11 protein-coding genes are annotated in these 12,184 nt (G+C 61.5%); 7 read left to right on the forward strand and 4 right to left on the reverse strand.

All coding sequences use genetic code 11. The annotated features are described in order from the left end of the window. Window positions 1–174: 174 nt before the first annotated feature. Window positions 175–753 (reverse strand): TetR/AcrR family transcriptional regulator, encoded by a 579-nt coding sequence (locus tag C2L66_RS33405; protein ID WP_054932084.1) that lies wholly within the window; start codon window positions 751–753, stop codon window positions 175–177. Between the two features lie 133 nt (window positions 754–886). Here C2L66_RS33405 and C2L66_RS33410 point away from each other — a divergent pair, with 133 nt between their 5' ends. Next, window positions 887–1,531 carry a glutathione S-transferase family protein gene (locus tag C2L66_RS33410; RefSeq protein WP_060607892.1) on the forward strand — a complete coding sequence of 215 codons (645 nt, stop codon included), beginning with the start codon at window positions 887–889 and terminating at the stop codon, window positions 1,529–1,531. Window positions 1,532–1,538: 7 nt separating this feature from the next. Here C2L66_RS33410 and C2L66_RS33415 read toward each other — a convergent pair whose 3' ends face one another. Continuing rightward, window positions 1,539–2,549 carry a trypsin-like peptidase domain-containing protein gene (locus tag C2L66_RS33415; RefSeq protein WP_082670487.1) on the reverse strand — a complete coding sequence of 337 codons (1,011 nt, stop codon included), beginning with the start codon at window positions 2,547–2,549 and terminating at the stop codon, window positions 1,539–1,541. A 402-nt stretch (window positions 2,550–2,951) separates the two neighbouring features. Next, window positions 2,952–3,587, reverse strand: a complete 636-nt coding sequence (locus C2L66_RS33420) for an SDR family oxidoreductase (RefSeq protein WP_060607895.1) — start codon at window positions 3,585–3,587, stop codon at window positions 2,952–2,954. A 500-nt stretch (window positions 3,588–4,087) separates the two neighbouring features. Between C2L66_RS33420 and C2L66_RS33425 the strand changes: the two genes are divergently transcribed. The 4 genes from C2L66_RS33425 to iolB all read left to right on the forward strand — a co-directional run bounded on the left by C2L66_RS33425 (window position 4,088) and on the right by iolB (window position 8,095). Beyond that, on the forward strand, window positions 4,088–4,369 hold the full coding sequence (locus C2L66_RS33425) for an IS6 family transposase (RefSeq protein ID WP_063803389.1): 282 nt from the start codon (window positions 4,088–4,090) through the stop codon (window positions 4,367–4,369). 302 nt (window positions 4,370–4,671) lie between these two features. After that, window positions 4,672–5,730 carry a mannonate dehydratase gene (gene uxuA, locus C2L66_RS33430; protein ID WP_082670488.1) on the forward strand — a complete coding sequence of 353 codons (1,059 nt, stop codon included), beginning with the start codon at window positions 4,672–4,674 and terminating at the stop codon, window positions 5,728–5,730. Further along, window positions 5,717–7,195 (forward strand): mannitol dehydrogenase family protein, encoded by a 1,479-nt coding sequence (locus tag C2L66_RS33435; RefSeq protein ID WP_060607901.1) that lies wholly within the window; start codon window positions 5,717–5,719, stop codon window positions 7,193–7,195. Before uxuA ends, C2L66_RS33435 begins: the two co-directional genes overlap by 14 nt. Before the next feature lie 69 nt (window positions 7,196–7,264). Continuing rightward, the gene (iolB, locus tag C2L66_RS33440; RefSeq protein ID WP_060607904.1) at window positions 7,265–8,095 is read left to right on the forward strand and encodes a 5-deoxy-glucuronate isomerase; all 831 of its coding nucleotides are present in this window, start codon (window positions 7,265–7,267) and stop codon (window positions 8,093–8,095) included. Between the two features lie 16 nt (window positions 8,096–8,111). Here iolB and C2L66_RS33445 read toward each other — a convergent pair whose 3' ends face one another. Beyond that, on the reverse strand, window positions 8,112–9,107 hold the full coding sequence (locus C2L66_RS33445; RefSeq protein ID WP_060607907.1) for a LysR substrate-binding domain-containing protein: 996 nt from the start codon (window positions 9,105–9,107) through the stop codon (window positions 8,112–8,114). 187 nt (window positions 9,108–9,294) lie between these two features. Between C2L66_RS33445 and C2L66_RS33450 the strand changes: the two genes are divergently transcribed. Together C2L66_RS33450 and C2L66_RS33455 are read left to right on the forward strand one after the other, a co-directional pair. Continuing rightward, complete coding sequence (locus C2L66_RS33450) at window positions 9,295–10,461, forward strand: M24 family metallopeptidase (protein ID WP_054932091.1); 1,167 nt, start codon at window positions 9,295–9,297, stop codon at window positions 10,459–10,461. Window positions 10,462–10,550: 89 nt separating this feature from the next. Next, window positions 10,551–11,936 (forward strand): MFS transporter, encoded by a 1,386-nt coding sequence (locus tag C2L66_RS33455; RefSeq protein ID WP_060607909.1) that lies wholly within the window; start codon window positions 10,551–10,553, stop codon window positions 11,934–11,936. Window positions 11,937–12,184: the final 248 nt, after the last annotated feature.

Here is a 12,184-nt window from a genome sequence, read left to right on the forward strand (position 1 = left end):
CATGCCGGCGACGCCGATCCACGCACCGTCTCGCGTTGAATCCGTCGAACGCCATAGCGACTCGCTGCTTCGAAGCTTGTTCTCGTACGACACATGGCCGGCGTGCTACGGCATGCCGTTTTTCTCTGATTCATGTCGACGCAGCGTGCGTCTGAAACGCCTGCGCCTGGAGCGTCAGGGAATCAGTCCGTGCGTTCGATACGCCCGCAGCGTTTCATCGAAAACCCGAATGTCGGAGCGGCCGCGCGCAATCAGCTGCGCCCCTTCGATTGCCGCGAAGATGGCCATCGCGCGGGCCTTGTTTGCTTTCTTGTCCTTTCGCCCGGCGTCGAGCGAAAGCAGGCGAGTCAGCCATTCGACGTTGATATCCATGAATCGCTGCACCTCGACCTTGACCTCCTCGGGAAGATCGTGATGCTCGGCAGCCATGATGCCGCTCAGGCACATACGGTTGTCGTTTTCGAGGGCGGCTCGAAACACCTTGATGTAGTGGTCGAAAGTCGCGCGCTCGCTCCTGTGCTCCTCTAACAATCCGTCCAGAAAGGCGACCGCGTCGTCGCTGTACTGCCGCGCGAGCGCCGCGCCGAGGTCGCCCTTGGTCGGGTAGTGATGGTGAACGGCGGGGCCCTTGATGCCGACTTCGTTCGCCACCTCGCGAATGCTGAGCGCGTTGTATCCGTGCGCCTGCACCATGCGGCGCGCAACCGCAAGGATGCGACTTTTCGTGTCGGGAGTATCCATGCGCGCAATCATAGCAGATTGCTTACCAACTGATCGGTAAGCTTACTTATCGATAAGTAAGTCTTGACACGATACCTCGATCCTCTCTACGATTCGTTCGCACTTACTTAGCGGTTGGTAAGTTAACTTCGATCAAGGATCAGGTATGAAAATCTATGACATCCCCGGGTTTCCGAACCCATTGCGCATTCGCATCGTGCTGGCGGAGAAGCAGCTCGCTTCTCAGGTCGAGTTCATCAAGGTCGATCTGCCTGCGGCGGAACACAAACAGGCCGCGTTTTTGAAGATCAATCCGACAGGTACGGTGCCGGTGCTCGAACTCGACGATGGCACGCGAATCGCCGAATGTACGGCGATTACCGAGTATCTCGACAATCTGGACGGCAACCCGATCCTCACGGGCAAGACAGCACGCGACAAGGGTGTGATTCACATGATGCAAAAGCGCGCGGAGTCGGAGCTTATCGACCCCGTCGGCATTTACTTTCATCATGCGACAGATGGGTTGGGCGATGCGCTGCGCGAATTCAAACATCCGCAGTGGACGTCTCGCGCCGAGTGGGGGACGCTTCAGGGCGAAAGGGCCGTTGCGGGCATGCGCTATTTCGATAGCGTGCTTGAAGCCCAGCCTTACGTCGCGGGCGATGCGTTTTCGATGGCGGACATCACCGTCTGGGCCGGGCTGCTGTTTGCGCACTTCGCGAAGATCGAGGTGCCGGCCGATTGCAACGCGCTTCGTGCCTGGAAAGTCAAGGTCGATGGGCGGGCGTCGGTTGTGAATCCGGCGTAGAAGCCGATCAGGTTTTTCCGCAATCCTCGCTGAGGGTCGTCAGGACGTCGGCGTACCATGCACAGTTCAAGCCAAGGCTTTCGTCGACGTGCAGGTCACGCGTTCCCATGTCGAATGCGGTCGAATGAACGCCGAGAAGCCCCCAGGAGAGGTCATCGCGCTGTGCGCCCGTTCGATTCGATGAGCGGCGGATCACCACGGGTGCACCACTGGTCCCTCGATGGGTCCGTGCGTCGGTTATGAAACATCCCTTACCCTGGAAACGCAGGCCGAAGGTGGAAGCGACCACGCCGTGCCTGACGACCGGTAAGTGATGCAACGAGTCGTGAAAACTCAGGGGAAAACCGACGATCAGTACCGATGCGCCGATCGGGACGGAATCTCCAGACGTCACAATGTGTTCGGGACCGAAAGCACGGAAGACGGCGCCGCGGGGTAGTTGTGCGCGCGGAATTTCCAGAAGAGCGACGTCGATCTCGCCGCCCGTATCGGCTGCCTGACGCCACAGACTCATCCCCTCGACGTAAAGAGGCAAGGAAATCCACGCTGACGCGCCCAGATTGGTGGGGTCAACATGCATTTCCATCTCAAGGCGATCGGGAAAATGCTGACTGGGCGTGTCAGCCATCACGTGGCGGCTCGTTACCAGGAAGAGGCGATCTCCCCGCGCGAAAAGGAATCCACTTGCGCCGGTAAGTCGGCGCGTTCGCACAAAGGTTCGGACCTGGACGACGCTAAGCAACAAAGAGTCTGCCTGGACGTCCGACTGCACCTGTCGCTCTGGAACTGGCGCGCTGGATGCCAGCGTTCCTGCAGAGAGCAACTCATGTAGCGCGTCTTGCTGCGGTCCTCGATACCCGTTGCCGGTCGTGTTGAGAAACGCGTCGACGGAAACATCAGATACAGCTCCGCCCGACGGGGCGTTGGCCACATGTCGGACGAACGGCGCCTGCTGTTCTCCAGAGCACAGCAGCCAGCGATCACCGTTAGGGCTACGGTAGATGAGAGTGGTATTCATTGTGCTCGATATAGGGCTACCGCCCAGTTAGTAGCGTGGTCCATCTGGCGACGGGTATAAAGATGACGAGCCAATCATCACTCGCGCGTGCTGGAAGGATGTCGGTACGACCGAAAAATGCGCGTGGTGGATGGTGAGGGGCGTGGCTTCAACGGGAATTGCTGATCCCAGTGTACGTTCGTCTGCGCGCTAAAAGGATGTCACGCCTGCAATAGGTGATCTTCGCTTATTTCAGCGCATCTTCCAGGTGATGTCACTCGCACCAGTTTCTCTGGCTTGACGCACGCACGTTACGGAAGCGTAATCGAGTGCTTGTCACCGGGCATGCAACGGAGCAGTCAGTTGACGTGCAGCGGTAAGCGTTCGAGAAAGCGGATTTGATGCCGTGATCGGGTCGCAGAGCTACACGCGCGCTAACGCATCTCCAATAGGCACGTCTCCACCTACAAAACCAATTACCTTGTTCACCAGGCGCGCCTTGAGCGCATCGAGAAGGACTTCGGCCACATCTTCACGCGCCACCGGGTCGCCCGCAGAGTCGACATCCGACACGACCTGGATGGTTCCGACCCCCGGCTCCATTGTGAGCGTGCCGGGGCGTAGCACAAGGTAATCCAGCCCGCTAGCAATCACGTAGTCGTCCGATTCGCGTTTCATTTGCGCGTAGTGTTGCAGTGCTTGCGGCGAGCGTTCCGGCGCGTACGCAAGCAATGCACTGATAACGACAAAAAGGCCTGCGCCGCTTTGCTTTGCGTAATCGACCGACTTGATGATCGAGTCGCGGTCGATCAGGCGTTCGTGCTCCGCGCCCTCGGTTTCAGCCGAGCCGGCGGCATAAATGACAGTATGGATACCGTTGAATACATGCGAGAAATCGCCAGACAGGTCGGCAATGAGCGGTCGCACGCCGAACCGCTCGAAAGCATCGCTTTTTGCCGCGTTGCGTATCAACGGACGGAACGGGATGGCGGAGGCATGCAATTTTTCGGCTACTAGCCGACCCGTTCTCCCGCTTGCGCCAATCAATAGAGTGCTCATGACATTTCTCCTGGAAGGATGCGTGCGTTGTAGCGTGTTTTCACAGTCTAGTATCAGAACGCGAAAGTTTTCTGTATCCATCAGCCGGGGGCAAGTCGCAACGGCGGGCGCAACCGCTATTCTTCGTCACCGGGTTTCTCTGGTGCCGTCGGCGCAGTCTTCTGTGTAGTGCCAAACGTCGACAGTACAGTTTGCTAACGGTCATCTCTTCCCGGCTCGTGCGCAGTTATTTCGAAATTCTGCTCACTCGCGACCGCACGCGAGGCCTGGACTGGACGGCATCGTGGGCACGTGGCGCGGTGTTACCGCGAAGACCTTCCTTCCAACCGATTCAGTAATTCAGGTGGCTCGCGATGAAGCAAGATTTCGACACGTTTTGACAGAAACTGGAAAAGTGCCGCCCCTTCGCCCTCGACTTAATCCCATCGCTCGGAGGGGACGGTGCAAATAGCGATCAACGAATCGGTTAGCGCTCTGACTTCCCGATTTGGGCACTGGAGATGGACAAGCTGATGAGTCTGGACGGTCTGTTCGCCGGACGTCATTTTGACCGTGACGCGATGACTTTTCGTATGCGCTGGTATCTGGGCTACAAGCTCGGCCTGCGCGAGCTCGTCAAGTTGATGGCTGAACGAGGGATGCCGCTGCGCCCGCCGTATGAAATACCGTCCTGTCTGATTGATAAGGTATCCTGCTTATACGGAACCTCTCAGCCGGTTTACCTATTTGCACCAGAAGCCTGCGAGCCATCTGCATATGTAGCACTGCCGCTGTTGGCTTAGAGCGGAAGGAAGTCGGCGAACTGAAGGAGTCGCGCGCGGTGTTTCAGACTGCAGACGGGCGGCGCGCTTGCAGTGCCATGTATTCCATAATCATATAGATGAGCCATTATTCTTCATTGTAAAGGCATGGCGATCGCCGCTAGCATGGAGACTCCTGACTGCCCCTCACGCATAAACCCGACAGGCTGATGGCGTCCGTGCGCGGCGTCGCCGCGCTGGACCACCGCGGAAGGGCCGAACCAACCAATCCATGATACGCAGCGTCGTCGAAGGCGCAGCGAGCGTGCGGAGGAGACTCGAACGTGAAAATGACCTTTCGCTGGTATGGCGACACCGACCCCGTGCCGCTCGCTTACATCCGTCAGATTCCGGGGATGGTCGGAGTCGTCTCAGCGATCTATGACGTGCCTGTGGGCGAGGTCTGGCCGATCGACAGGATCCTGTCGCTGAAAGAGAAGATAGAGGCTCACGGCCTGACGCTGGAAGTGATCGAAAGCGTGCCGGTGCACGAGGACATCAAGCTCGGCAAACCGACGCGCGACACGCTCATCGCGAACTACGGCCAGACACTACGTAACCTCGGCGCCTGCGGTGTGAAGGTGGTTTGCTACAACTTCATGCCGGTTTTCGACTGGACCCGCACCTCGCTGGAAATGCCCCTGCCTGATGGATCGACGACGCTCGCGTTCGACACGCAAGCGATCCGCGAACTCGACGTGAGCGACGGTATCCAGCTACCCGGCTGGGACGCGAGCTATCGGCCCGAGCAATTGAAAGCCCTGTTGCACGACTACGAAGCGCTTGACGAAGCCGGTCTTTGGGCCAATCTCGACTACTTCCTGCGCGCGATCATTCCAGTCGCCAAAGAAGCAGGCATCAAAATGGCGATTCACCCCGACGATCCACCGCGGCCTATTTTCGGGCTGCCGCGCATCGTGAAGAATCGCGCCGACCTGCAGCGCGTGCTCGCTATCGTCGACGATCCGGCCAACGGCCTGACGCTGTGTTCGGGTTCGCTGGGCGCGGACCTGCAGAACGATATTCCGGCACTGGTACGCGAGTTCGGCGCGCGTGGCCGGATTCATTTTGCCCACCTGCGTAACGTGAAAGCCGATGCGTCGGGCGATTTTCATGAGACCTCGCATCGCTCGGCCGACGGCTCGCTCGACATGGCGGAGATCGTTAAAGCCTATTTCGAAACCGGCTTTGAAGGCTATGCACGGCCGGACCATGGGCGAATGATCTGGGGCGAAACGGGCCGCGCGGGCTATGGGCTGTTCGACAGAGCGCTCGGTGCGGTCTATCTGAACGGCATCTGGGAAGGTCTCGCTAAACATCCGGCCGATCATGCGGCTGAGTAATGCAGCCCTGGCATCACTCGCGACGCGCGCTGCTGGCGAAGTCGTCGTTCCCGCCTACGATCGCGCGAGCCTTGCACCAGGCATCGTCCATCTGGGCCTCGGGGCGTTTCATCGCGCGCACCAGGCCGTGTACACGGAGCACGCGTTGCGCGCTGGCGATCACCGCTGGGGCATCGTCGGCGTGTCGTTGCGAAGGGCGGACACGTCGGAGGCGCTTACTCCGCAGGATCTCCTGTATGCCTTGGATGTGCGCGACGGCGCCGCTGATTCGTTCCAGGTGATCGGTGCGCTGATCGGCTCGCTGGTCGCGCCGCAGTCGCCCGCCGCCGTGCTCGATGCGATGACCGATCCGCGCTGCCATATCGTCAGCTTGACGATCACCGAGAAGGGCTATTGCCGCAATCCGGCCAACGGCGCGTTGCAGTTCGATCATCCCGACATTGCCCATGATCTGCGCGAGGCCGCCGCGCCGCGTAGCGCGATCGGCTTCGTCGTACGCGCGCTGGCGCTGCGCCGCGCGGCAGGTCTGGGCCCGTTCACCGTGCTGTCGTGCGACAACCTGCCGTCCAACGGCGACACCATGCGCGCGTTGACGCTGGCGTTCGCGCGCCAAACGGATGCCGTGCTGGCCGACTGGATCGAGCAAGAGGGCGCATTTCCCAACACGATGGTGGACCGGATTGTGCCACTCACCACCGACGCCGATCGCGCGCGCGTCGCGAAGCAACTCGGCGCCGACGACGCCTGGCCGGTGATGACCGAGCCGTTCTCGCAATGGGTGATCGAGGACCGCTTCGCAGGACCGCGGCCGGCGTGGGAGGGCGCAGGCGCGATGCTCGTGCGTGACGCGCGTCCCTACGAGCAGGCCAAATTGCGGATGTTGAATGGTGCGCATTCGGCGCTCGCGTACCTCGGGTCGCTGATTGGCTATGGCACGGTCGATCAGGCGATCGGCGCGCCTGCCGTGCTGAATTTTGTCGAAAGCATGTTGCGCGACGAGGTGGAGCCGACGCTGTCGCGACCCGCTTTGGCCAGCTATCGCGCTGAACTGTTCACGCGTTTTCGCAACACCGCGCTCGATCACCGCTTGCAGCAGATCGCGACCGACGGCTCGCAGAAGTTGCCGCAGCGCTGGCTGGAAAGCGTGCGCGCCAACCTGAAAAGGGGCGCGCCGACCGAACGTCTTGCCTTTGCGCTGGCCGGGTGGATCGCGTACCTCAGCGGTCAGGACGAGACAGGGCGCAATTACGCGATCGCGGATCCCCTCGCCGACACACTGACGGAAGCGGTCCGCGCGACCTTGCACGCGGATGCCGTTGATGCGGTACGAACACTGTTCGAAATCGAGTCGATTTTCGGATGCGATCTGCGTGCACATACGCGATTTGTCCCGCAAGTCGCACGCCATCTGGAAGCGATTCGCAAACAAGGCGTCGTCAAAGCAATGGGCGCTTTGGTCGCTTGAGGCCATTCACGTGTCAGCCGCGACCGCCCAGTTCTGCCGCTTGGCAAACCTGAATAATTGGAGGAAGACATGAGCGACCTGCTCGTCAAACCGTCGACGCATGCCGAAGACGGCCAGATCATCCACGTCACGCCAGCGAGCGCCGGCTGGAAATACGTCGGCTTCGACGTTTTCGACCTTAAGGTCGGCGCCACGGTCACGCGGGAGACGCGTGATCGCGAAGTCGTAGTCGTACTCGTTAAGGGCCACGCGATGGTCGGTTGCGAAGGGCTCGCGAGTCGCGCGATCGGCGCACGGATGACGCCGTTCGATGGCGCGCCGTGGTCCATGTATGTGCCGCCGCACACGCGCTACACGATCGTGGCGACGGACGACGTCGAACTCGGCATCTGCTCAGCGCCCGCGAAGGGCGGTCTGCCGCCGCGCTTCATTGCACCTGAGGAGGTCAAGCAGGAAACCCGCGGCGCGGGCGCCAACCTGCGTCACGTGCGCCACATCCTGCCGGAAACCGAGCCGGCGGAGAGCTTGCTGGTGGTGGAATCGGTGACGCCCGCAGGCAACTGGTCGAGCTACCCGCCGCATCGGCACGATACCGATCATGGCGAGCAGCAGACCTATCTCGAGGAAACCTATTACCACCGCGTCTCGCCGCCGCAGGGCTTCGCGATCCAGCGCGTCTACACCGACGACCGCAGTCTCGACGAAACGCTCGCGGCGTACGACAAGCACGTCGTGCTGGTGCCGCGCGGCTATCACCCGGTTGCCGCGGCGCACGGCTACGACCTCTACTATTTGAATGTGATGGCGGGTCCGCGCCGCGCCTGGCACGTACACAACGAACCGGCGCATGAGTGGTTGCTACAGCCCGGCGCAAGCGTTGCGGTGGACGGCGCGCGCTGAGTCCGGGCGCGGCATGTCAGTCGCTGTCGGCGTCGGGGCCTTGGGTGTCGAATCCGGCGGCCTCGCGCAGCGCTTGCAGCATCGCCCGCGCACCCGGTGAGAGCCTGTCGCCGCGCCTTGTGACGATGCCGGCCGGTCCGAGCTTCAAATGGAGCTCGAACGGTAGCGGTTCGAGCGCGCCGGCAATGCAATACGGCCGCACCGGCTCGCGCGCAAGCGGCGCGATCATATCGCTCATCTGCAGCAGACTCGTGATGACAGGCAGGGACGAGCTCTCGACCACATCCGTCGGCAACGCGAGCTGCCGTTCGAGAAAAAGTTGCGTGAACTGATTGCGCATCACGTTGCCTTTGGGTGGCAGGATCCACGTTTGCGGCGCCAGTTCGTTCCAGCTCAGACTCTTGCGCTTGCCGAGCGGATGGCCAGCGCGTGCGAATAGGCCGTGCTGTGCTTCCGCCAGCGGGGCGTAGTGCAGTTCCGCGAGATCGTCTGGATTGCGGATTCGCGCGACGATCATATCCAGCTTGCCTTCCTGCAAACGCTGCACCAGCACCTCGCTGAACTCCATCTCGATGCTGATGCGAATCTGCGGAAAGCGCTTCTTGAGTAACGCGACGGCCTTCGGCACGAGGTTGGTGGCGGCCGTGACCTCGGTGCCGATCATCGCCTGCCCGGTCAAGCCGGCTTTGAGCGCGGATACTTCGTCGTACGCGTGCCGCAACTCCGCCAGCACGCTGCGCGCATGGCGGATCAGCACCTCGCCGTACCAGTTGGGCTCGACACCGCGCGGATGCCGTTCGAACAACGGCACACCCATCGTCTCTTCCAGTTCCCGCAGCAACTTGGTCGCCGCGGGCTGGGTCATGTGCGCGGCGTCTGCCGCGCGCAATACCGAGCGATGAGTGTCGAGATGAACGATCAGGGCCAATTGGCGTGTCTTCAGACGCGTGGGGTCGAAGCGGCCCGTCGCGATGGCAGCCGTGCCGTCGTCAGGATGCATTGCCGAGGTCAAGATGTCGTCTCCATGTATTCCGTATTGATATAGATTTCGCGTTATTTTTCATTATAAAAGCATATCTATCGATTCTACTATGCAGAGGACGTCCTGCATTCCAAGGCGACCGGTTTCCCATCATGGGCATCGAGAACGGGCTGCATCCAGCATCCGAGCATGCAGCCGCACAGGAGACGAAAAGGCAATGAACATCCGTACCGCAAACATCCCGCCGGAAGGCATCACTACCGACGAGTTCCTCGGTCGCGTCGCCAAGGTCCGCAGCGCACTCGACAAGGCGGGCCTGGTCGGCCTGCTTGCTTTCGGCGATTGCTGGCGTGGCGCGAACATCAGCTACTTCACCGAGTTCCGTCCGCTCGACGGCGTATCAGACATTGCCAACGCGATCCTGCTGCTGTCCGTGGATGGCGACCCCGTGCTGTTCGTGTCGGATCAATGCTTCGACTATGCGACGAGCGTGACCGCCTTCGAGGTGCGTAGCCTGCGTGAAGTCACGCAACAGGTGCAGGCGTTTTCCGCGCGGCACGGCAGCGGTACGGTCGGCCTCGCCGGCGCCGCCTATATTCCCGCGGATTTGCTGCAGCGCCTGAATGCCGGTCTCGGCAAACTGAAGCTCGAGCCCACGATGGTGCTGGCCGAAATCAAGGCGATCAAGAGCGACGCCGAAGTGGCGCTGATGCGCAAAGCGGCCGCCTTGACCGATTCGGCGATGGCCGCGATTCGCGACGCGCTCGCCGACGGCCGTCCCTACACGGAGCGTGAACTCGCTCTCATCGCGGACCGCGCGATGCTCGCGGGAGGAGCGGAGCGGACAGCGTTCGATTCGATGGTGCAATCCGGTCCGCGCTCGGCGTATAACCTGGCGCGTCCCACCGACCGTATCCTGCAGCCGGGCGACCTGATCATGACCGACATCGGCGCCCGTTATCGTGGCTACGTTGCCGATGGCGGCCGCGGTTTCACTTACGGTCCGGCGAGTGCCGAGAAGACGGCGATCGTCGCGGCAGCGGCGCGCGCAGTCGAAGCGGGGCTTGCCGCCGCGCGTCCCGGCATGGCGGCCATGGAACTGAACGCGGTGATCCAGCAGGCGCTGGTGAAGTCGAACTACGAGCAATACTCGAGCGAAGCGCGCGGCCATGGCACCGGTCACGGCACCGGCATGGACCCCGAAGAAGAAGCACCCTGGATCGGGCCGGGCAACAGGACCGTGCTGCAGGAAAACATGGTCTTCACCCTGAAGGCGACGATCACGGTGCCGAACGTCGGCGGTTTGCGCACGGAACGGATCGTGCGGTTGACCTCGGGCGGCGTCGAAACGCTCGACCAGTTCCCGATGGAACTGCACTGGTGAGCGCAGCGAATTAACCGTAACGTGCCGCCGAATCTGCGCCGCCGGCACCCAGCAGTTCAAGACATAGATTCCCAGAGAAGGGAGGAGACATGAATACATCGCCTGTATCGTCCGGCAACGCGTCTGTTATCAGCCGGTCGGCCGTCAACCGTGTGCTGGTCGCTTCGGTGGTCGGGACCGCCATCGAGTGGTACGACTTTTTTCTCTATGCCACCGCTTCCGCGCTGGTTTTCGCGAAGCTGTTTTTCCCCTCGTTCGATCCCGTGGTCGGCACCATCGCGGCGTTCGGCAGTTTTGCGGTCGGCTATCTCGCGCGGCCTTTCGGCGCCGTGTTTTTCGGGCACTTTGGCGATCGTATCGGACGTAAGGCGACGCTCGTCGCGACGCTGACGATCATGGGCGTCAGCACCTTCGTGATCGGCCTGCTGCCCACCTACGCCTCGATTGGCGTGTGGGCGCCGATTCTGCTGGTGGCGATGCGCTTCATGCAAGGGCTCGGCGTCGGCGGCGAATGGGGCGGCGCGGTGCTGATGGTGGTGGAAACGGCGCCCGCCAGGAAGCGGGGCTTTTTCGGCGCGTTTCCGCAATTGGGCGTGCCGCTCGGGCTGATGCTCTCGACCGCGGTGTTCAAAGCCGTGTCGAGTATGCCGTCGGACGCGTTCTTTTCATGGGGCTGGCGCCTGCCGTTCCTGCTGAGCGTCGCGCTGATCGCGATCGGCCTGTTCATCCGCCTGCGCGTCATGGAGTCACCGGTATTCGAACAGATCAAGGCGAGCAGGCAGGTCGTGAAGGCGCCGCTGATCGAATTGCTGCGCCGGCATCCGAAAGACCTCGTGCTGACGATCGGCACGCGCTTCGCGGTCGACATCACCTTCAACGTCATCAACGTGTTCGTGCTGGTGTACGGAACGACGCGGCTCGGCTTGTCGCGTGGGCTACTGCTGAACGCCATCATTGTGGGCTGCGCGTTTGCGCTGATCACGCTGCCGCTGTTCGGCAAACTGTCGGACGTGATCGGACGCCGGACCGTGTTCATGCTCGGCGCGGTGTTCGTCGCCATTTATGGATTCGCCTTCTTTCCGTTGCTCGAGACACGCAATCCGACCTTGATTTTCGTGGCGTACGTCTGCGGTATCGCGTTGAGCCAGGCATCGGTGTACGGCGTGCAATCGACGTGGTTCGCGGAACTGTTCGGTACGCGGGTGCGCTATACGGGGGCGTCGCTGCCGTATCAGATCGCCGGCATCATCACGTCAGGACCGACACCATTGATCGCCACCTATCTTTTCGCTACGTATGGCCAGACGCTGCCTATTTCGATCTATATCGCGGCAACGGGGGTGCTGAGTCTTGTGTGTGCGTTTTTCCTCGCGGAGACTTTCAGGCGGGATCTGTCCGCAGAGCCGGAAGATGAAGCGGCCGCAGCGCTGGGCGCGCGTGCTTCCGCGCACTCGCCGCATCCTTTGACGCGCTGAGCGCAAATCGATCCGGTTGCCATGCCGCGCGTGACCAGGCCGATCGGCTAGCCAAGGTCAAGCGCGGATCGGATACGGGGGCGGCCGGTAGGGACGGCGGCGCGGCCGGTCGGGCGAGCGTGCAAGGTGTGCGCTAGCCGCGCAGCGCCGAAGAGGACGTTTTGCATGGTCGGTGAGCGGAGGTATGAGTGGGGCATCGGTTGACACTGCAACAGAAATTCGTTATTGTCTGACAACCTGATGAAATG

The organism is Paraburkholderia caribensis (genome assembly GCF_002902945.1).
In the GTDB taxonomy this organism is placed as follows: domain Bacteria; phylum Pseudomonadota; class Gammaproteobacteria; order Burkholderiales; family Burkholderiaceae; genus Paraburkholderia; species Paraburkholderia caribensis.